The 21293-nt window shown below is 59.7% G+C and carries 20 protein-coding genes; all 20 read left to right on the plus strand.

The genetic code is table 11. From position 1 onward, the window contains the following. Positions 1-2: 2 nt before the first annotated feature. The 20 genes from HU755_RS22270 (at position 3) to fliE (ending at position 21291) form a co-directional block, all read left to right on the plus strand. A complete protein-coding gene (locus HU755_RS22270; protein ID WP_186636578.1) occupies positions 3-740 on the plus strand; it encodes a cephalosporin hydroxylase family protein in 738 nt (245 codons plus the stop codon). Positions 741-794: 54 nt separating this feature from the next. Next, the gene (locus tag HU755_RS22275) at positions 795-3707 is read left to right on the plus strand and encodes a TIGR00180 family glycosyltransferase (protein WP_186636580.1); all 2913 of its coding nucleotides are present in this window, start codon (positions 795-797) and stop codon (positions 3705-3707) included. A gap of 28 nt (positions 3708-3735) precedes the next feature. Next, positions 3736-4737 carry a UDP-N-acetylglucosamine 4,6-dehydratase (inverting) gene (gene pseB / locus HU755_RS22280; RefSeq protein ID WP_186636588.1) on the plus strand — a complete coding sequence of 334 codons (1002 nt, stop codon included), beginning with the start codon at positions 3736-3738 and terminating at the stop codon, positions 4735-4737. After that, positions 4734-5891: a UDP-4-amino-4,6-dideoxy-N-acetyl-beta-L-altrosamine transaminase gene (gene pseC, locus HU755_RS22285; protein ID WP_186636596.1), complete on the plus strand. Its 1158-nt coding sequence runs from the start codon at positions 4734-4736 to the stop codon at positions 5889-5891. Before pseB ends, pseC begins: the two co-directional genes overlap by 4 nt. Before the next feature lie 29 nt (positions 5892-5920). Then, positions 5921-6541, plus strand: a complete 621-nt coding sequence (locus HU755_RS22290) for a pseudaminic acid biosynthesis-associated methylase (RefSeq protein WP_186636599.1) — start codon at positions 5921-5923, stop codon at positions 6539-6541. After that, entirely contained in the window at positions 6538-7233 is a 696-nt protein-coding gene (pseF, locus tag HU755_RS22295; protein WP_186621787.1) for a pseudaminic acid cytidylyltransferase, read from the plus strand. The genes HU755_RS22290 and pseF overlap by 4 nt, the downstream gene beginning before the upstream one ends. Next, positions 7230-8735: a UDP-2,4-diacetamido-2,4,6-trideoxy-beta-L-altropyranose hydrolase gene (pseG, locus tag HU755_RS22300; RefSeq protein ID WP_186636613.1), complete on the plus strand. Its 1506-nt coding sequence runs from the start codon at positions 7230-7232 to the stop codon at positions 8733-8735. The genes pseF and pseG overlap by 4 nt, the downstream gene beginning before the upstream one ends. Beyond that, positions 8728-9780, plus strand: a complete 1053-nt coding sequence (gene pseI / locus HU755_RS22305; RefSeq protein WP_186636616.1) for a pseudaminic acid synthase — start codon at positions 8728-8730, stop codon at positions 9778-9780. The genes pseG and pseI overlap by 8 nt, the downstream gene beginning before the upstream one ends. Positions 9781-10007: 227 nt before the next feature. Further along, positions 10008-10934 carry a ketoacyl-ACP synthase III gene (locus HU755_RS22310; RefSeq protein WP_186621791.1) on the plus strand — a complete coding sequence of 309 codons (927 nt, stop codon included), beginning with the start codon at positions 10008-10010 and terminating at the stop codon, positions 10932-10934. 86 nt (positions 10935-11020) lie between these two features. Then, positions 11021-12310: a motility associated factor glycosyltransferase family protein gene (locus HU755_RS22315; RefSeq protein WP_186636619.1), complete on the plus strand. Its 1290-nt coding sequence runs from the start codon at positions 11021-11023 to the stop codon at positions 12308-12310. Continuing rightward, positions 12307-12573 carry a hypothetical protein gene (locus HU755_RS22320; RefSeq protein WP_186636621.1) on the plus strand — a complete coding sequence of 89 codons (267 nt, stop codon included), beginning with the start codon at positions 12307-12309 and terminating at the stop codon, positions 12571-12573. The genes HU755_RS22315 and HU755_RS22320 overlap by 4 nt, the downstream gene beginning before the upstream one ends. 242 nt (positions 12574-12815) lie before the next feature. Continuing rightward, complete coding sequence (locus HU755_RS22325; RefSeq protein ID WP_186636623.1) at positions 12816-13676, plus strand: flagellin domain-containing protein; 861 nt, start codon at positions 12816-12818, stop codon at positions 13674-13676. A gap of 72 nt (positions 13677-13748) precedes the next feature. Next, positions 13749-14108 carry a flagellar protein FlaG gene (locus HU755_RS22330; RefSeq protein ID WP_186621795.1) on the plus strand — a complete coding sequence of 120 codons (360 nt, stop codon included), beginning with the start codon at positions 13749-13751 and terminating at the stop codon, positions 14106-14108. Positions 14109-14190: 82 nt separating this feature from the next. Next, positions 14191-15639: a flagellar filament capping protein FliD gene (fliD, locus tag HU755_RS22335; RefSeq protein WP_186636634.1), complete on the plus strand. Its 1449-nt coding sequence runs from the start codon at positions 14191-14193 to the stop codon at positions 15637-15639. 129 nt (positions 15640-15768) lie between these two features. After that, positions 15769-16167 (plus strand): flagellar export chaperone FliS, encoded by a 399-nt coding sequence (gene fliS, locus HU755_RS22340; RefSeq protein WP_186550721.1) that lies wholly within the window; start codon positions 15769-15771, stop codon positions 16165-16167. 11 nt (positions 16168-16178) lie between these two features. Then, the gene (locus tag HU755_RS22345) at positions 16179-16475 is read left to right on the plus strand and encodes a flagellar protein FliT (RefSeq protein WP_186550719.1); all 297 of its coding nucleotides are present in this window, start codon (positions 16179-16181) and stop codon (positions 16473-16475) included. A 172-nt stretch (positions 16476-16647) separates the two neighbouring features. Continuing rightward, the gene (locus HU755_RS22350; protein ID WP_186550717.1) at positions 16648-18123 is read left to right on the plus strand and encodes a sigma-54 dependent transcriptional regulator; all 1476 of its coding nucleotides are present in this window, start codon (positions 16648-16650) and stop codon (positions 18121-18123) included. A 110-nt stretch (positions 18124-18233) separates the two neighbouring features. Next, positions 18234-19445 carry a PAS domain-containing sensor histidine kinase gene (locus tag HU755_RS22355; protein ID WP_186550715.1) on the plus strand — a complete coding sequence of 404 codons (1212 nt, stop codon included), beginning with the start codon at positions 18234-18236 and terminating at the stop codon, positions 19443-19445. Positions 19446-19450: 5 nt separating this feature from the next. After that, positions 19451-20833 (plus strand): sigma-54 dependent transcriptional regulator, encoded by a 1383-nt coding sequence (locus HU755_RS22360; RefSeq protein ID WP_186636637.1) that lies wholly within the window; start codon positions 19451-19453, stop codon positions 20831-20833. Between the two features lie 128 nt (positions 20834-20961). Next, positions 20962-21291 carry a flagellar hook-basal body complex protein FliE gene (fliE, locus tag HU755_RS22365; protein ID WP_186550711.1) on the plus strand — a complete coding sequence of 110 codons (330 nt, stop codon included), beginning with the start codon at positions 20962-20964 and terminating at the stop codon, positions 21289-21291. The last annotated feature ends 2 nt before the right edge of the window (positions 21292-21293 follow it).

Raw genomic sequence — 21293 nt, forward strand, 5'->3', positions numbered from 1 at the left:
ACATGACCGACAACAGCATCAACCAGGCTTTCGAAGCCGAGTGCCGCGAGCAGATCGCCCAACAAGGTGACGATCAGAAACTGACCGGCCTGGCCCGGGATTTCTTCAACGAATCGGCCAGACACAAGTACAGCTACCACTTTTCGTGGATGGGCCGTCCGATCATTCAGCTGCCACAAGACATGATGGCGATGCAGGAGATCATCTGGCAGGTTAAACCGGACCTAGTCATCGAGTGCGGCATCGCCCATGGCGGTTCGATTATTTACTACGCCTCGTTGCTGGAGCTGCAAGGCCACGGCGAAGTGCTGGGCATCGACCTTGACATCCGCCCGCACAACCGCGAAGCGATTGAAAGCCATCCGATGGCCAAGCGCATCAAGATGATCGAAGGTTCGAGCATCGACGCAGGCATTGCCGCCCAGGTGCAGGCTGCGGCCAAAGGCAAGAAAGTCATTCTGGTCCTCGACTCCAATCACACGCACGACCATGTTCTGGAAGAGCTGCGTCTGTACGCACCGCTGGTATCGGTCGATAGCTACTGCGTGGTCATGGACACGGTGGTCGAAGACATGCCGGCCGATTTCTTCCCGGATCGTCCGTGGGGCCCGGGCGACAACCCGAAAACCGCCGTCTGGAAATACCTGGAAGAGAACCAGGATTTTGAAATCGACCAGCAGTTGCAGAACAAACTACTGATCACCGTGGCGCCGGACGGTTATCTGCGTCGCGTCCGTTAATTCGCAACATTACTCAGCGTTGTTTCGGCAAGTCGCCGGTTGTGGGGAGAAGTTATGCAAGGCAAGTACAGTTCTGAACTGGCGCTACCGCTCAACGAGCTGTTGACCGTAGTGCTGATTACGCACAATCGGCCGGCGTTTTTGCGCCGGGCGGTGAAGTACTACAGCAGCCTGCCCTGCAAAATCATGGTGCTGGACTCCACGCCGGAACGTCCGGAAGGCGATTTTTCCGCTGTCGATTATCATCATGTTCCGCAGTTCGCGTACTGGGGCATGCAGGCCAAACTGGCTTATGGCGTCGAGCAACTGACCACGCCGTACATGGTTTTGGCGGCTGATGATGACTTCATCCTGCACGACTCACTGACCGAATCGGTCGGTTTCCTGCAAGCCAACCCGGATTACGGCATGTGCCACGGCTATTGCCTGATGTACCTGGCGCTGGCTGGTGGCGTCAGCTACTACCGCCGCGACAAGAAGGTCCAGGAAGACTACTGCTCCGAACAGGCTGAGGAGCGGGTCATCGATTACATGAGCCAGTACATTCCGCCGTTCTATGCAGTGACCCGGACTGACTTGATGAAGACCTGGCACTCGGCGTTGCCGCCAGGCACCAGTTTCCAGTGGCAGGAAATCGGCCATGTGTATTTCCTGCTCGCCAGTGCCAAGGCGCGGATTCTGCCGATGCCTTATGTGGTGCGGGAGATCAACTACGGAGCATCCGAACACAGCACCGAGGTGTATCACTCGCTGACCTACGTCGATGCCAAGTCACTGGCCGAGCGCGAAGCATTCGCACAGTTCCTCGCGGGGCTGCCGACCGAGGTCAAGGGGCTCGACGCCGAGCAGGGCAAGGCGCTTGCCTTGCGAAGTTTCGAAGCGATGGTCGACAGTCTGCAGTCGGGCCGGGCGCTGACCGCGGAACTGATCATTCAGTCCACCTGGAATCAGGAACTCAAACATCCGGATCGTCGCTTCGGACCGTTGCAATACGTGGAAATGCCGTTTTACAACGAGGCGTTCTTCGACCGCCTCGCGCAGTTCGAATTCATGCTGCACGCCATGCCGGCGGGGCGCATTCAGCTCGAAGGTCTGGAGGGCATCTGGACCCGTCAGGCGCACTTGCTGCAAGCACGCAACAACGACACGCCGGAAAGTGTGCTCGACCGTCTGTGGCAGGCCCATGATCTCAATGCGTTCAACCGTACCGTGGTCAAACGGCTGGTGGCGCAACTCACGTCAATGGGGCAAGCCGAAGAGGCGCAAGCCATACAGGCATGGATCGAGCGCCTCGAAGCGCTGACCGTCGATGACCATCATGCGGTCATGGACAGGATGCAGTCCGGCCGCCTGCTCAAATGGCTGGCCGCACGTGAACCGGGCAACCAGGTCGGGGCGATCAACCAACATCTGGCGGAGAATGGCGGTGGCCCGCAGTTCGGAATTTTCCTGCTGGATCTGGACGACAGCATCGATAAGTTGCAGGTCTCGCTCGACAGCTTGCTGGAAGGGCCATGCAAGGCTTTCCGGATTGTCGTGTTCACCACCGGCGAAGCGCCAGCCGCAACCACGGCGCAGAACATCCTGCACTTTGTCCGCGTGACGCCGGACAATCTGGTCGACAAGCTCAATCAAAGCGCGCGTCAATCGCCATGCGACTGGCTGCTGCTGGCTGAGGCTGGCGATGAGTTCACCGCCAGCGGCCTGTTGCGTGCGAGTCTGGAGCTCATGAACGCCGGCGATTGCCGCGCGGTGTCCACGGACGAAATCCAGCGCCAGCAAAACGGGGCGCTGACCGACGTGTTCCGTCCCGGCTTCAACCTTGACCTGCTGCTGAGCCTGCCAACGCTGATGGCGCGGCACTGGCTGGTGCGTCGCGATGCGCTGGTGGAGATCGGCGGCTACCGCGCGGACTTCAGTCGGGCACTGGAATTCGATGTGCTGTTGCGCCTCATCGAAGAACACGGCCTCAATAGCCTGGCGCACCTCGACGAGCCGCTGCTGATTACCCAGACGCCAGAGCTGCTTGAAAATCCTGACGAGCGTCTGGCGCTGCTGCGGCATCTGGGCAATCGCGGCTACAAGGCCAAAGTGACGTCGGCGGTTCCCGGCGTTTACCAGATCGACTACCACCACAGTGATCGTCCGCTGGTGTCGATCATTATTCCGGCGGGCAACGATCTGGCGGTGCTGCAACGTTGCCTTGAAGGCGTGTTGCTGCGTACCCGTTATCATCACTATGAAGTGCTGATCGCCACTGCTGCGGGTCAGACGGCTGAGGTCAATGACTGGCTCGGCACCTATCGGCACTCAAAAGTCCAGGTGCTGCGCACTGATCGGACGTTGGGCGAAACGGCTTTATTCAACGCGGCCAGTCGTCAGGCGCAGGGCGAGTACCTGGTGCTGCTTGCCGCCGACGCTGAAGTGGTCAATCCGAACTGGCTGGACTCTTTGCTCAACCATGCCCTGCGTCCGGAAGTCGGCGTGGTGGGTCCAAAACTGATCGACCGTGATCGCAAAATCAGCCAGACGGGCTTGATCCTGGGCATGAACGGCGGGGTCGGTTCGGCCTTTGTCGGCGAGAAGCATGATGCCGATGGTTACCTGCATCGCTTGGCGGTGGAGCAGAACTACTCGGCGGTATCGAGCGTGTGCCTGATGGTCCGCAAAGAGCTGTACGACGCACTTGGCGGTCTGGACGAGAGCACTTTTGCCGAGGGCTTCAGCGATGTCGATTTGTGTCTGAGCGCTGGGCAGGCTGGCTATCTCACCGTGTGGACGCCAGCGGTGCAAGTCATTCACAAGGGTGGAATGCCTGACGCGTCGCACGCCTTGGCGGCGTTGCGAGAAAAATGGGCGGCGGCATTCGTTCAGGATCAGGCCTACAACGCGAACCTGAGCCTGAACGGTAACGGTTTTGTGCTCGATGACAGCGCTTCACTGGACTGGGCAAAGTTGCTCGCTTAAGGCTGGCGACAGGGACGGGATTCAAAAAATGTTCAACGGTAAATCGATTTTCATCTCCGGCGGCACCGGCTCGTTCGGGCGCAATTTCATCCGTCGCTTGCTCGAGCAATACCAGCCCAAGCGCGTGGTGGTGTTCTCCCGCGACGAGCTGAAGCAGTACGAAATGCAGCAAACGTTCAACGCGCCGTGCATGCGTTATTTCATCGGTGATGTGCGTGACGCCGATCGTCTGCGTCAAGCCATGCGCGGCATCGATTACGTGGTGCATGCCGCTGCGCTCAAGCAAGTGCCGGCGGCGGAGTACAACCCGACCGAATGCATCCGCACCAACGTCAACGGTGCGGAAAACATCATCGCCGCCGCTATCGACAACGGTGTGAAAAAAGTCGTCGCGTTGTCCACCGACAAGGCCGCCAGCCCGATCAATCTGTACGGCGCGACCAAGTTGCTCTCGGACAAACTGTTCGTTGCGGCCAACAACATTGCCGGCGAGCAGCAGACCCGGTTTGCCGTGGTGCGCTACGGCAATGTCGCCGGCTCGCGTGGTTCTGTGGTGCCGTTTTTCAGCCAGCTGATCGCCGACGGCGCGCAGGAGTTGCCGATCACCGACGAACGCATGACGCGGTTCTGGATCACTCTGGATCACGGCGTGCAGTTCGTGCTCGACAGCTTTGCGCGGATGCACGGCGGCGAAGTGTTTGTGCCGAAGATTCCGTCGATCCGCATTGTCGATCTGGCGCGCGGCATGGCTGAACATCTGCCGCACAAGAACGTCGGCATTCGTCCCGGCGAAAAGCTGCATGAGCTGATGGTGCCGCCGGACGATGCGCGAATGACCCTCGAGTTTGACGACCACTACACCATTCAGCCGTCGATTCGCTTTACCAGCGTCGATGTAGATTTTGCTGTCGACAAACTCGGCGAGCATGGCCGTGCGGTGAGCGAAGATTTCGAGTACCGCTCTGACACCAACCCGCATTTTCTTTCGGTGGGGCAGATCGCCGATCTTCATGCGAAGCTCTCGGTATGATTCCCTACGGTCGGCAAAGCCTCGATCAGGCGGACATCGACGCGGTGGTCGAGGTGCTGCAATCGGACTGGCTGACCCAAGGGCCGACCATCGAGCGTTTCGAGCAGGCGATGGCCGAGCGCTGTCAGGCCGATTTTGCCGTGGCGGTGTGCAATGCCACGGCGGCATTGCACATTGCCTGTCTGGCTGCGGGCCTGGGGCCGGGCGATCGTTTGTGGACTTCGCCGAATACGTTTCTCGCCTCGGCCAATTGCGGGCGCTATTGCGGCGCTGACGTTGATTTCGTCGACATCGATCCGCTGACCTGGAACCTCGACGCTTACGCTCTCGAGGCCAGGCTAGAACAGGCCGAGCGCGACGGCACGCTGCCTAAAGTCCTCGTCGCGGTGGCGTTCTCCGGGCAGAGCTGTGACCTGCGCAAAATTGCCGAACTGGCCGAGCGTTACAACTTCACGGTGATCGAAGACGCCTCACACGCGGTGGGCGCCAGCTATGCCGGGCGCCCGGTCGGTTGCGGTGAATTCGCGGCGATGACGGTGTTCAGTTTTCACCCGGTGAAAATCATCACCAGTGCCGAGGGCGGCATGGTCCTGACCAATCGCCCGGCGCTGGCCGAGCGTCTGCAACGCCTGCGCAGCCACGGCATGACCCGCGATCCGCAACAGATGACCGAGCCCAGCCACGGGCCCTGGTATTACCAGCAGATCGAGCTGGGTTTCAACTATCGGATCACCGATCTGCAGGCGGCGCTGGGTCTGTCGCAACTGGGCAAACTGGACGCGTTCGTCGCCCGGCGCCGTGAACTGGCGGCGCGTTACGATCGCTTGCTCGCGTACCTGCCGCTGACCTTGCCAAGCGCACAACCAGAGGCCGAGTCGGCGTGGCATTTGTACGTGGTGCGCGTGCAGGCCGAGCGCTGCAACCTCAGTCATCGTCAGGTGTTCGAAGGTTTGCGCAGCGCCGGCATCGGCGTCAATCTGCACTACATTCCGGTGCACTTGCAGCCGTACTATCGTGACCTGGGATTTGCCGAAGGCGACTTCCCCGAGGCCGAGCGCTATTACGCCGAAGCGATCAGTTTGCCGCTGTACCCGTTGCTCAGTGATGAGCAACAGGATTATGTAGTCGAGCAACTGCGTCGACTGACCGAATGACCACCGCTGCGGCGATCAATGAGACTGTGATGCGTGAACTGAGCGAGCAGGAAAAGTTCTGGCAGGGTGAGTTCGGCAACCAGTACGTCGAGCGTAACGTCGGCCAACCGCTGGTGGCCGCCAATCTGGCGCTGTTCGCCAAAGCGCTGAGCCGCGCCGGGCGCATCGACAGTCTGGTGGAACTGGGCACCAACGCCGGCAACAATTTGCAGGCGCTGCATCAGTTGCTGCCGCGCTGTGAGCTGTTCGGTGTGGAGATCAATGAAAGCGCCTGTGCGCAGGCTCGGGCGCTCGACATTGCACAGATCTGGCACGGTTCGCTGTTGGATTTTCCTCGCGAGCGCCGCTTTGACCTGACCTTGAGCAAAGGCGTGCTGATCCATCTGGCCCCGGAGCTGTTGCCGAGCGCCTATGCGCAGCTTTACGAGCTAAGTCAGCGCTATATTCTGATCGCCGAGTACTACAATCCGGTAGCGGTTGAGGTGTCCTATCGGGGCAACAGCGGCAAGCTGTTCAAGCGCGATTTCGCCGGGGAAATGCTTGATCGCTACGCCGATCTGCAACTGCTCGACTATGGTTTCGTTTATCACCGCGACGGGCAATTCCCGGCGGATGATGTCACCTGGTTTCTGCTGGAAAAACGTCCTTGAGCAACGTCGCAATCATTCCGGCACGCGGGGGCAGCAAACGCATCCCGCGCAAGAATCTGTTGCCGTTCGACGGCGTGCCGATGATTGCCCGCTCGATCCGCACCGCGCTGGATTCGGGCTTGTTCGAACAAGTCGTGGTCAGCACCGACGACGTCGAGATTGCCGACGTTGCGCGAGCCCACGGTGCCCAGGTGCCGTTTTTGCGTCCGGCAGCACTGGCCGATGACTTCACCGGCACTGCGGCGGTCATCGTGCACGCACTGCAGCAGTTACCATCCTTCGATTTCGCTTGCTGCATTTACGCCACTGCACCGCTGTTGCAGGCGCGCTATCTGCGTCAGGGCTTCGAATTGCTGGAGCGACATCCGGATCGATCATTTGCCTTCTCCGTTTGCGATTTCGCTTTTCCGGTGCAACGGGCGTTGACCCTGGACGGGCAGGGCGCCTTGCACGCGTTGTATCCCGAGTTTCGCAACACTCGCTCGCAGGACTTGTCCGAGGCGTTTCAGGATGCCGGACAGTTTTATTGGGGGCGCAGCGAGGCGTGGCTGCGCGGTGATGTGCTGTATTCGCCCGCCAGCCTGCCGGTGATTCTGCCGCGGTATCTGGTGCAAGACATCGACACACCGCAAGACTGGAAGCGCGCCGAATACCTGTACGCCGCGCTCAAGGCCGGCGGAGAACTGCAATGAGAGTACTGATTCGCGCCGACGCTTCGCCGATCATTGGCAGCGGCCACATCGCCCGTTGCCTGACCCTGGCGCGCGTGCTGCGCAGGCAGGGCAGTCACGTCGCGTTTGCCTGCCGGCGTTTGCCAGGGCATCGACTCGAAGCCCTGAAAGCCGAGGGCTTCGAGACCTTCGCGCTGCCCGAGCGTTATCGCGATGAAGACCCGCTGCAAGCCATCGAATCGATGTTGCCGTGGCAGTTCGACATCGACGCACTGGGCCTGGTGCTTGACGGGCAGGCCATGTTCGACTGGATCATCGTCGACCACTATGGCCTCGATCACCTCTGGCAAACCGCCGCACGACGCTGGGCGCACCGAATTGCCGCGGTGGACGATCTGGCCACCCGGCGCTACAGCGTTGATCTGCTGCTTAATCAGAACCTGTCCGGTCTCAGCGAACACTACGCGCCGCTGCTGCCCGAAGGCTGTCGCACCTTGCTCGGTCCGCGCTACGCGATGCTGCGTGAGGAGTTCAACTGCGCGGCCATCGAGATCAAGCCGAAGGCGCGTCGGGTACTGGTGAATTTCGGCGGGTTCGATGCGGCGATGCAGACCCATCACGCGATGTCGGCACTGTCTGATTTCACTGAATTGCAGGTTGATTTCGTCGCTGGCGCCGACAACCCGGCGTGGACGCAGATGCAGGCGTTGGCCGAGACGCGGCCGAACTGGCGCCTGCACAGTTTCGTCAGCGATTTCCATCAGCGCATGACTGAGGCCGATCTGTTTATCGGTGCCGGCGGCGGCACCAGTTGGGAGCGCGCGGCGCTGGGCTTGCCGACGATTTGCATCGCTGTGTCGAACAACCAGCAGGCCAACGGCGAAGTCATGGCCGCCGCCGGTGCGCACGTCTTTCTGGGCGCCCGTGAGCAAGTCAGCGTTGCGCAGTTGCGCGATGCGGTCGGCTTCGTCGTCAACAATTTTTATTTGCGCCAGAGTCTGGCCGAGCGTTCGCGGCACTTGGTCGATGGTCGCGGTGCCGAGCGCGTGGCGGCGGCACTGGCCGGCGCAGTGCTCAAACTGCGCCCGGCAACGCTGGACGATGCGCAGTTGCTGTTCGATGGACGCAATGCCGAGCCGGTGCGGCGTTGGTCGCTGGAAACTGGCGTCATCGACTGGGCGCAGCATCTGAATTGGCTGACGGCAAGTCTGCGCAATCCGCAACGGCTGCTGTTGATCGCCGAGGCGGATGACGGCCCGGTCGGCGTGCTGCGCTATGACTTGCGCGGCTTCGAGGCTGAAGTGTCGCTCTATGTGCTGCAAGGACGTTTCGGCCTCGGCTGGGGCCGGGCGTTGCTGAGCCGTGGCGAGGCGTTCGTGGTTAGACATTGGCCGCAACTGACGCTCATCAGCGCCCGGGTCGTGCCGGCCAATCAGTCTTCAATGAAAGTTTTTCGCGACGCCGGGTTTACTCAAGAGACCTGCGCGTTCACCCGTGTTTTGAAGGATCAGCCGCATGCCTAGTTTCAAGATTGGTCATCACATGATCGGTGCCGATGCGCCGCCGTTCATCATTGCCGAGATGAGTGGCAATCATAACCAGTCGCTCGACGTGGCCCTGCAAATCGTTGAGGCTGCCGCGAAGGCCGGGGCGCATGCCTTGAAATTGCAGACCTACACCGCCCAGACCATGACCCTGGACCTGGCCGAGGGTGAGTTCTTCATCAAGGATCCGGGCAGTCTGTGGGCCGGGACTTCGCTCTACGATCTCTATGAAAAAGCCCACACACCGTGGGAGTGGCACGCGCCGATTTTCGCCCGGGCCAAAGAGTTGGGGATGCTCGCATTCTCGACGCCGTTCGATGACAGCGCGGTGGATTTTCTCGAAAGCCTTGAGGTGCCGGCGTACAAGATCGCCAGTTTCGAAAACACCGACCTGCCGTTGATTCGTCGTGTGGCCGCTACTGGCAAACCGCTGATCATTTCCACCGGCATGGCCAGCATCGCCGAACTCGATGAAACCGTGCGCGCCGCCCGCGAGGCCGGGTGCAAGGATCTGGTGTTGCTCAAGTGCACCAGCACCTATCCGGCGACTCCGCTCAACAGCAACGTGCGCACGATCCCGCATTTGCGTGAGTTGTTTGGTTGCGAGGTGGGGCTGTCGGATCATTCGATGGGCGTTGGCGTGTCGGTCGCGGCGGTGGCGCTAGGGGCTACCGTGGTGGAAAAACACTTCACCCTCGACCGTTCGGCCGGTGGCGTGGATGCCAGCTTTTCCTTGGAACCGGCGGAAATGGCCAGTCTGGTCGTGGAAACCGAGCGTGCCTGGCAGGCGCTCGGGCAGGTGCATTACGGTGTCACCGAGGCCGAGCGCAAGTCGCTGGTCTATCGCCGTTCGCTTTACGTCACCGCCGACATGGCCGCCGGTGAGCCCTTTACCGCAGACAATCTGCGCGCCATCCGCCCCGGTCTCGGCCTGCCGCCAAAGCACACCGAGGCCGTCCTCGGACGCCACGCGCGAACGGCGATCAAGCGCGGCACGCCGCTGGACTGGTCGCTGATCGAATAGGCCAATCTGCCATCGATTCGGCAAAATAGCGTGACCTGCGAGTCATAACGCGCATCTTCACTGTATTGTATTGACCGGGGAGATGGCGCCTGGCCCGTTTTGCGGTTCCAGTGATAGCCCTTTGCGCTTCCCGTGGCTGCCCGTTATGGCGGCCGTTTTCTGTTTGTCGGCGCCCCTCGAATCCTTGCGAGCGGTGGTTTTGGGCTGTTTTTTATTGGGAAGCCGTAATGATTGGCATAAAAAGCATTGCGAGCTACGTTCCTGTAGCCGGCGTGGACAATTACGCACAAGGTGCAAAATTCGAGAAGGATGAAGAATTCATCCTTGGCAAGATCGGTTCGGCGTTCCTGCCGCGTAAAGACGCTGAGCAGGAAACCTCCGATCTGTGCGTGGAAGCGGCCAATGCGCTGTTTGCCAGTAACCCTGAACTGAAGCGTGAATCGATCGATGCCCTGATTGTCGTCACCCAGAACGGTGACGAAGAAGGCCTGCCGCACACCGCTGCCATCGTTCAGGACAAACTCGGCCTGCCGACCAACGTTGCAGCGTTCGACATTTCCCTGGGCTGCTCCGGTTATGTCTACGGCATCTACGCGATCAAGGGCTTCATGGAAGCCGCCGGCCTGAAGAACGGCCTGCTGATTACCGCTGACCCGTATTCGAAAATCGTTGACCCGGAAGACCGCAACACCACCATGCTGTTCGGCGATGCCGCCACCGCAACGTGGATGGGCGAAAAACCGACCTGGGCGTTGGGCAAGGCCAAGTTCGGTACTGACGGCTCCGGCGCGCCGCACTTGAAGGTCAGCAACGGTGTGTTCTTCATGAACGGTCGTCAGGTCTTCAACTTCGCTTTGCTGAAAGTCCCGGCGCACTTGCACGAGTTGCTCGATGATTCCGGCCTCAAGGCCGATGACATCGACGCGTTCTGCATCCACCAGGGCAGCGCGGCAATTGTCGATGCCGTGGCGCGGCGTTTCGAAGGCGAGCCGGAGAAGTTCATCAAGGACATGGTCGAGACCGGCAATACCGTGTCGTCGAGCATCCCGCTGCTGCTGGAAAAACACGTGCTCGACTCCGACTGGCAGCGCATTGCGCTGAGCGGTTTCGGCGTCGGTCTGTCGTGGGGCTCGGCGATCATCTATCGTCCGTAAGCCGGATTAAAAACCACGGATACAAAAATAGCGTTCAAGGTTAACCTTGAACGCTATTTTTTTGCCTGAAAGGAGCGCGGGGCGCCATGAGCGAGTTTTTCCAAGCCAATGCCGAGGTGTTGCAGCGGCGCTGGCCGGCGCTGTTCGAGCGACTGATGGCTGAAGACAGCGCGGCCGTCCAGGCCGAACTGGTGCAAGGGCTGGGCTCGACGCTGAGCGTTGGCGGCATTCAACTCACCAGCCGCCACGACCGTCTTCATGAAGCGCAAATTCAGGCGGCGAGCCTGCCCGATAAAGCGCAACTGCACGTCTATGGCACCGGCCTCGGCGATTTGCCCGGCCTGCTTCTGGAGCGCGCAGGACTGCAACGGCTGTACGTGCACATCCTCAACGGCGCGTTGTTCGCGCTGGTGCTGCAGCTGCTCGATCAGCGCCAGTGGCTGGACGATCCGCGCGTCGAGTTGTTCTATGCCGGTGATCACCCGGACCTGTTCACGCCGTTTTTTGCTTTGCCCGCCGAGCTGCTGCTGGCCGACGACTTCAATGCGAAGGTCCGTGATCGGCTGGTCAATGAAATCCACCTCACTTTCAATAACCGCGAATTCGATGCGCAGTCACCGGCCATTCAGCAGCGTTTGCAAGAATGCCTGCCGGTGTTGCTCGGCGATGCAGATGTGGCGCAGCTGTTCGGCACTTGCACCGGCCGGGAGGTCTATGTGATTGCGACCGGGCCGAGCCTGGAGCAACATTTCGAACGTCTGGCAGCGATCCGCCAGCGGGCGGAGCGACCCTTGTTTATTTGCGTGGACACCGCTTATCGCCCCTTGCGCGAACACGGTATTGCGCCGGACCTGGTGGTGAGCATCGATCAGCGCATCAGTTTCCGTCATCTGCCTTTTGAAGAGTCCGACGGCATCCCGCTGGTGTATTTGCCGATGAGTGATCCGACGGTATTGAACGCGTGGAAGGGCAAACGCTACGGCGGCTATTCCGCAAGCCCGATCTACGCGGATTTGCGCAAGCAATATCCGCGAGGCCAGTTGCTCGTCGGCGGCAGCGTGATTCACCCGGCGGTGGATCTGGCAGTGAAAATAGGCGCTGCGCGTGTCACCCTGTTCGGCGCTGACTTCGCCTTCCCGATGAACAAGACCCATGCCGGCTGGGACGATGGCGATCTGGGGCCACCGGTGAATCAAGCGCGGCACTGGGTGAGTGACGGCCATGGCCAGCGGGTCAACACTCAGCTGAATTTTCGCGGTTATCTGTGCGTACTGGAGCGTTATATTGCCGCGAATCCCCAGGTCGAATTTTTCAACAGCAGCCGCGCCGGTGCGTTGATCGCCGGGACTGCTTTCAATCCGGAGTTCGTGCAATGAGCGCGCTGAGTCAAAATCAGGATCAGTGTCGCCAATGTGCGGCTTTGTTTCGCCTGGGGCGTGACGTTGAGGCGGCGCTTGCGATGGTCGATGTGTTCGAACAGGCCCAGCAATGTCTGTCCTCTTCATCTGTCGATGTTCAGCAGACATGGGCGCAGGTGCTGATGCAAATGCTCGAATGTCAGGAGCGTCAGGACTGGTTGAGTCTGGCCGATTCTATGGAATACGAGCTGGTTGAATTGCTGGAAAGCGTGCAGAGCTGAAGCGCTCCATGGCGCTGGCCCGCGGCTTCGCGCTACAGCCGGTTTTATGACGTCATTTTTTCACGGTGGACGTGGTGCTAAGTCTTTGTTTTCTCGGGGGTGGCAGGGTGATGGCAAATTTTTTTCAAAAAGCCCTCAAGCAACCTGCAAACCCGACGATAACTATTACGAAGGTTCTCTAGGCCATACCCGGCGGTTGCCAGGGCCGGAAGCCGCAGTACCCAACCAACGAGGAATTCGTCATGGCTTTAACAGTAAACACCAACACCACATCGTTGAACGTTCAGAAGAACCTGAACCGCGCTTCCGACGCTCTGTCCACTTCGATGCAGCGCCTGTCTTCCGGCCTGAAAATCAACAGCGCCAAAGACGACGCCGCTGGCCTGCAAATTTCCAACCGTATGTCTTCGCAGATCCGCGGTAACACCCAGGCCATCCAGAACGCCAACGACGGTATCTCCGTTGCCCAGACCGCTGAAGGCGCTCTGCAAGCTTCGACCGACATCCTGCAGCGTATGCGTGAACTGGCTGTTAAAGCCCGTAACGGTACCAACGGCAGTGCTGACCAGACCGCTACCAACGCTGAATTCGCTCAGATGTCCGACGAGATCACCCGTATCTCGGCTTCGACCAACCTGAACGGCAAAAACCTGCTGGACGGTTCGGCTGGTACTGTGACCCTGCAAGTGGGCGCAAACACCGGTTCGGCTAACCACATCGACCTGGTACTGAGCTCCAAGTTCGACGCCGTCAGCCTGTCGGTTGGTAGCGGCACTGTAGTTCTGACCGGTACTTCGGGTACTGGTGCTGGTTCTGCTTCCGAGAACATCGACAACGCGATCACTGCAATCGACGCCGCTATCGCTGCGATCGGTGCAACCCGCGCCAGCCTGGGTGCTTCGCAAAACCGTCTGACCAGCACCATCTCCAACCTGCAGAACATCACTGAAAACACCACCGCTGCTCAGGGTCGTGTACAGGACACCGACTTCGCCGCAGAAACTGCTAACCTGACCAAGCAGCAAACCCTGCAGCAAGCTTCCACTTCGGTTCTGGCTCAAGCCAACCAACTGCCTTCCGCTGTACTGAAGCTGCTTCAGTAATTCGGAACGAGTTTGAGCGGGGGAGTGCGCTTGTCGTGCTCTCTCGCTTTTTTACGTTAGGAGGTGATGGGCATGGACATGAGCGTGAAGCTTAACGTGTCTTATCCGGCTCCCAAGGCAGCGATACCGGTTGCTGACAAGCCGTCAGAGACACCAAAAGTTACGCAGGCCGATGCTCCGGTCGCTGACCGTAAACGTCAGGGTACGGATGACGCCAAGTTGAAACTGGCTGTGCAGGAGATCGAGAAGTTCGTCCAATCGATCAAGCGCAACCTGGAGTTCTCTATCGATGAGCACTCCGGAAAGGTCATCGTCAAGGTGATCGCAAGCGAGACGGGTGAGGTCGTTCGGCAGATTCCCTCCGCCGAAGCCCTCAAACTGGCAGACAGTCTTGCCAATGCAAGCCACGTGTTGTTCGACGCCAAAGTCTGATAAATGGCATGAATAGTGTTTGCTCGTTCCCAAGACGCCTGTAACAGTCAAAAGAATGGCAACAATCTGAAGGGAGATGCACATGGCAAGTCCAATTCTACCGGGTTCCGGACTGGGTTCCGGCCTGGACATCGGCGCGATCGTGACTGCGCTGGTCAACGCCGACAAGTCTGCCAAGCAGACGCAGATCGATACCGCCACTAAATCCAACAGCCTGAAGATTTCCGGTGTCGGTTCGCTGAAAAGCGCACTGGCGGCGTATCAGAAAGCAATGGGTGACCTGAACAAGGCCTCCAGCCCGGCGTTTGCCGGTTTTACCGCAACCTCTGACACGCCAGGGGTGGTCGGTGCGACCTCGGATAAAACCGCCGTACCGGGTACTTACAGCGTCGTCGTGAAAAACCTGGCCACCGGCTCGAAAGTTGCCAGTGCCGCCTTCGCCGGCGGGGCCGCCAGTGCCATTCCGAGTGGTACTCTGAAAATCAGTCAGAATGGCATTGATTACAATGTCGCGATTCCGGCCAATGCAACGTTGCAGTCCACGCGCGATGCAATCAACACCGCACAGGCCAGCAACGGTATTTCCGCGAACATCGTGACTGACAGCACCGGGTCTTCGCGTCTGGTGCTGAGCTCGAACAAGACGGGCGCCGGCATGGACCTGCAGGTCAGCGGCATCGCCGGGCTGGAAATCGACGGCACCCAGAAGATGGGCGACAGCCCGGCGCCAGGCGCGTCCGGAGCCGTCGGTAACCTGGCCATGGATGCTAGCCTGACCATCGACGGCCTGGCCGTTACGAGCAAGACCAATACCGTGACCGGTGCAATCAGCGGCATGACCCTGAATCTGGTCACCGCGAGCCCTGTCGTGGGCGGTTTGCCCACGCCGTCTACCGTGTCGGTCGCGACCAATACCGCCGGTATCCAGACGTCGCTGCAATCGTTCATCGACTCCTACAACACCCTGAAGAAAACCATCGATACGTTGTCCAAGGCAACGCCGGACGCCGACGGCAATCTGACCGTATCGGCAGCGTTCACCGGTGACGCTCTGCCGCGTTCGTTGATGGCTGATGTCCGCGCTCAGTTGACCGATCCAGGGGCGGGTGGCCAAGGGCAACTGTCCGTGCTGTCACAGATGGGTGTCCTGACGGACAGCAAGACCGGTTTGCTCACGCTCGATACAGCCGTGTTCAACAAGCGGATGGAAACGCCGGGGATGGCTGGCCAGGTCCAGCAGCTGTTCAGCGGCACCGATGCAAAGAATGGTCTGTTGGCGCGCATGACAGCAGCGGTTGATCCGTACGTCAAGACCGGTGGGCTGCTCGATCAGCGCAGTTCCAACCTGACCAATCTGACATCGAGCCTGCAAAAGCAGCAGGTGGCGCTGGATCTGCGCGTTGCCAACCTGACGGCAACCTTGACCGCCAAGTACAACGCCATGGACTTGCTCGTGGGGCAAATGAAGGCGACGGCGAGCAACATCACGTCGTTCTTCAGCTCGCTGAATGCTCAGCAGTCTGCGAAGTAACAAGTAGTAACGACAAAAACCCGGCTACGCTTTATCGGCGTGCGCCGGGTTTTTGTCTTTTGATCTAAAGTTCTGTGACTCGTTGGCGATACACTGGTTAGACGAGTCATTGTGGCAATGAGGTAGAACATGAATCCGATGTTAGCCCTTCGGCAGTACCAGAAAGTCGGCGCACACGCCCAGACATCCGAAGCGAGCCCGCACCGCCTGGTGCAAATGTTGATGGAAGGTGGTCTGGCGCGTATCGCTCAGGCCAAAGGCGCCATCGAGCGTAAGGACATTCCCGCCAAGTGCACATCGATCAGCAAGGCCATCGGTATCGTCAGTGGCCTGCGTGAAGGCCTCGACCTGGAAAACAATGCAGAGGCGCTGGCCGATCTGGATGGTCTGTATATCTACATGATGAAGCGCCTCGCCGAGGCGAACATCAGCAGCGATCCGCGTATCCTCGATGAGGTGGCGGGCCTGCTGACAACGGTAAAAGAAGGCTGGGATGCCATTGCGCCTGTGCCGGCTCCGCAGTTCTGAAGGAGATCACCATGAGTCTTGTATTGCAGCGAATCGCCGATACCCGTGAAGCGTTGGTCAGTGCGCTGGCCGAACGCAACTGGGAAGCTATTGGTGAGCTGGATCTGGCTTGCCGTTCCTGCATGGAAGACGTCATGGCGGAAGCTGCGCTGGACGAAGTCGCCTTGCGCGACAACCTCGAAGAGCTGCTGTTCGTTTACAAGGAGCTTCTTGAGGTGGCGATGGGTGAGCGGCAGGCGATAGCCAACGAGATGTCGCAGATCACCCAGGCGCAGAAAGCGGCAAAGGTTTACCATCTGTTTGGTTAATTAACCCCCAGTTAATCCAGGCATATGCGCCATAAATTTGACTGTGCACGGTTTTTTGACTTAACTAGTGGCTGTTTCCAGATTTAAGGCGTCTACAGGCACATGGTGTCCTGCAAGCGTCTCGCTTGCCCCTGATTTCGGGCATTGAGTTGACTAGGGAAGTTGCTATTGCATGTGGCGTGAAACCAAAATTCTGCTGATCGATGACGATAGCGTCCGCCGCCGCGACCTGGCGGTGATATTAAATTTTCTTGGCGAAGAAAATTTACCCTGCGGCAGCCATGACTGGCAGCAGGCAGTCGGCTCTTTGTCGTCTAGTCGTGAAGTCATTTGTGTACTGATCGGGACCGTGAATGCTCCTGGTGCACTTTTGGGCTTGCTAAAGACACTCGCAACCTGGGATGAGTTCCTTCCGGTTTTGTTGATGGGCGATAATTCTTCCGTTGACCTGCCTGAAGACCAGCGTCGCCGGGTGCTTTCGACCCTGGAAATGCCGCCCAGCTACAGCAAATTGCTCGATTCGTTGCACCGTGCCCAGGTCTATCGCGAGATGTACGACCAGGCCCGCGAGCGCGGCCGTCATCGCGAACCTAATTTATTCCGCAGTCTCGTCGGCACCAGCCGTGCGATCCAGCACGTGCGTCAGATGATGCAGCAAGTGGCCGATACCGACGCCAGCGTGCTGATCCTCGGTGAGTCCGGCACGGGCAAGGAAGTGGTCGCGCGCAACCTGCATTACCACTCCAAGCGCCGTGATGCGCCGTTTGTGCCGGTCAACTGCGGAGCGATTCCGGCAGAGTTGCTCGAAAGCGAATTGTTCGGCCACGAGAAGGGTGCCTTCACGGGGGCGATCACCAGCCGTGCCGGCCGCTTCGAGTTGGCCAACGGCGGTACGCTGTTCCTCGACGAAATCGGCGACATGCCGCTGCCGATGCAAGTCAAGCTGCTGCGCGTGTTGCAGGAGCGCACCTTCGAGCGGGTGGGCAGCAACAAGACCCAGAGCGTTGACGTGCGCATCATCGCCGCGACCCACAAGAATCTCGAAAGCATGATCGAGATCGGCAGTTTCCGCGAAGACCTCTACTATCGCCTGAACGTGTTCCCGATCGAGATGGCGCCGCTGCGTGAGCGCGTCGAAGACATCCCGTTGCTGATGAACGAGCTGATCTCGCGCATGGAACACGAAAAGCGCGGTTCGATCCGTTTCAACTCCGCCGCGATCATGTCGCTGTGCCGTCACGGCTGGCCGGGCAATGTCCGCGAGCTGGCCAACCTGGTCGAGCGCATGGCGATCATGCACCCGTATGGGGTGATCGGTGTGGTCGAGTTGCCGAAGAAATTTCGCTACGTCGACGACGAAGACGAGCAAATGGTCGACAGCCTGCGCAGCGACCTCGAAGAGCGTGTGGCGATCAACGGCCACACGCCGGATTTCGGCGCCAACGCGCTGCTACCGCCGGAAGGCCTGGACCTCAAGGACTACCTCGGTGGTCTGGAACAGGGCCTTATTCAGCAGGCGCTGGACGATGCCAATGGCATTGTTGCCCGTGCTGCCGAGCGTCTGCGCATCCGCCGCACCACCCTGGTGGAAAAGATGCGCAAGTACGGCATGAGCCGGGCCGGAGGAGACGAGCAGGCGGATGATTGACGCCTGTTTTTCAACTCCTTCATTTATAAGCCGTTTTTTTTAGGCACGGGTATTGCTACATCCCTCGCAACGTTCCGTTTCACTGACGGTCAGCCAAGCGAGAGAGCACAATGCCCCAAGTCGCCCAGATCTCTTCTGCCTCCAACATCGTGGGGCAACCCTCATCCGTGGAGCAGGCAAGCCGTCAGGGACTTGAGCAGGCGTTCGCGCTGTTCAACCAGATGTCCAGCCAGTTGACCGACTCCTACAGCCTGCTGGAAGCGCGGGTCACCGAGCTCAAGGGTGAGCTGGAAGTGGTCAGCGCCCAGCGCATGCAGGAGTTGGCAGAAAAAGAGCGCTTGGCCAATCGTCTGCAAAACCTCCTTGATCTGTTGCCCGGCGGCGTCATTGTGCTTGACGGTCGCGGCATCGTGCGCGAAGCCAACCCGGCCGCCATCGATTTGCTCGGCTTGCCGCTGGTAGGCGAGTTGTGGCGTCAGGTGATCGCTCGCTGCTTCGCGCCGCGTGAAGATGACGGTCACGAAATTTCCCTGAAAAACGGTCGGCGCCTGTCGATTGCCACCCGCTCGCTGGATGCCGAACCGGGGCAATTGGTGCTGCTCAACGACCTGACAGAAACCCGTCATCTGCAAGATCAACTGGCGCGCCATGAGCGCTTGTCCTCGCTGGGACGCATGGTTGCCTCGCTGGCGCACCAGATCCGCACGCCGCTGTCCGCCGCGTTGCTCTACGCCAGTCATTTGACTGAGCAGCAATTGCCGGTGGAAACCCAGCAGCGTTTCGCCGGACGCCTCAAGGAGCGTCTGCATGAGCTGGAGCATCAAGTGCGCGACATGCTGGTATTTGCTCGCGGCGAGTTGCCGCTGACCGATCGCCTTACACCTCATGCCTTGATGCAATCGCTGCAAGCCGCGGCGCTGACCCATGTGCAGGATTTGCCGATTCGCTGGCAGTGCGACAGCCATACCGGTGAGTTGCTGTGCAACCGCGACACGCTGGTCGGCGCGCTGTTGAATCTGATTGAAAACGCCATTCAGGCCAGCGCCGCAGATGTACGTTTGAAAGTGCATTGCTACACCCGCGATAACACGCTGCGCCTGTGCGTCAGCGATAGCGGCAGTGGCATCGAGCCAACAGTTTTGGCGCGCCTCGGCGAGCCTTTTTTTACCACCAAAGTCACCGGCACCGGCCTTGGCCTGACCGTGGTCAAGGCAGTGGCCCGGGCGCATCAGGGAGAATTGCTGCTGCGTTCGCGGGTCGGACGCGGCACATGCGCGCAGGTCATCCTGCCGCTGTTTTCCGCCGCACAGGGAGCTGAGTAAACCCCATGGGCATCAAGGTGTTGTTGGTCGAGGATGACCGTTCTCTGCGTGAGGCGCTGGCCGATACGCTGCTGCTCGCCGGCCATGATTATCAGGCGGTCGGTAGCGCTGAGGAGGCGTTGACGGCGGTCGCGCAAAAAGCGTTCAGCCTGGTGGTCAGCGACGTCAACATGCCGGGCATGGACGGTCATCAATTGCTCGCCCTGCTGCGTGCGCGACAGCCGCAATTGCCGGTGCTCCTGATGACCGCCCATGGCGCGGTCGAGCGTGCGGTCGATGCGATGCGCCAGGGCGCAGCGGATTATCTGGTCAAGCCGTTCGAACCCAAAGCGCTGCTCGATCTCGTTGCGCGGCATGCGTTGGGTAGTCTCGGGGCGAGCGCAGACGACGGCCCGGTGGCGGTCGAACCTGCCAGCGCGCAGCTGCTGGAACTGGCGGCGCGGGTTGCCCGTAGTGACTCGACCGTATTGATCTCCGGCGAATCCGGCACCGGTAAAGAGGTGCTGGCGCGCTATATCCACCAGCAATCGCCGCGGGCCAGTCAGCCCTTTATCGCGATTAACTGCGCCGCGATCCCCGACAACATGCTCGAAGCGACGTTGTTCGGTCACGAGAAAGGTTCGTTCACCGGTGCCATCGCTTCACAGGCCGGCAAGTTCGAGCAGGCCGAAGGTGGCACGATTCTGCTCGATGAAATTTCCGAAATGCCCTTGGGCCTGCAAGCCAAGCTGCTACGTGTGTTGCAGGAGCGCGAAGTGGAGCGGGTCGGCGCACGCAAGCCGATCAGCCTGGATATTCGCGTGGTCGCAACGACCAACCGCGATCTGGCCGGCGAAGTGGCGGCGGGGCGCTTCCGTGAAGACCTGTTTTACCGCTTGTCGGTTTTCCCCCTGGCCTGGCGTCCACTTCGCGAGCGCACTGCCGATATCCTGCCGCTGGCGGAAAAATTGTTGGCCAAACACGTCAATAAAATGAAGCACGCAGCGGCGAAGCTGTCGCCCGAAGCGCAAGCTTGCCTGACCGCTTATCCGTGGCCGGGTAATGTGCGTGAGCTGGACAACGCCATCCAGCGCGCGCTGATCTTGCAGCAGGGCGGTTTGATTCAGCCACAGGATTTCTGCCTGGCCGGTGCGGTGACATTCGCTCCTTTGCCGGTCGCAGCGCCGGCGATTCGCGAAGTGCAAATCGACGTGGATTCGGCCGGCGCCCTGGGCGATGACCTGCGCCGCCGGGAGTTTCAGATGATCATCGACACCCTGCGCGCCGAGCGTGGCCGGCGCAAGGAAGCGGCAGAAAAGCTCGGCATCAGCCCGCGCACCCTGCGCTACAAACTGGCGCAAATGCGCGATGCCGGTATGGATGTCGAAGGCTATCTGTTCGCCACCTGAGCGCTCCTGCAAAACATTCAGAATGCTTTTCTAGGAAGGGTGCCCATGAGCTGGCACCCTTGTTGCTAATACCTGTGTACCCGCCGAGTGAGTGTCAAAAAATTGCGGGCCGCCCAAGAGAGTAGACCATGAGCCAAGGTATTGAATTTAATCGGTTGATGATGGACATGCAGGCCATGAAAGTGGATGCCATGTCTGCGCGTAAATCGACTGCCGCTGTCCCTGAACTGGCGGGCAGCAGCTTTTCCGACATGCTCGGTCAGGCGATCAATAAAGTCAGCGATACCCAGCAAGCCTCGACTCAACTGGCCAACGCTTTCGAAATCGGCAAGAGCGGCGTCGATCTGACGGACGTGATGGTCGCTTCGCAAAAAGCCAGCGTGTCGTTCCAGGCTCTGACCCAGGTGCGTAACAAGCTGGTTCAGGCTTACCAAGACATCATGCAGATGCCGGTTTAAGG

The sequence above is a fragment of the Pseudomonas sp. SWRI111 genome (assembly GCF_014268555.1).
In the GTDB taxonomy this organism is placed as follows: Bacteria; Pseudomonadota; Gammaproteobacteria; order Pseudomonadales; family Pseudomonadaceae; genus Aquipseudomonas; species Aquipseudomonas hamedanensis.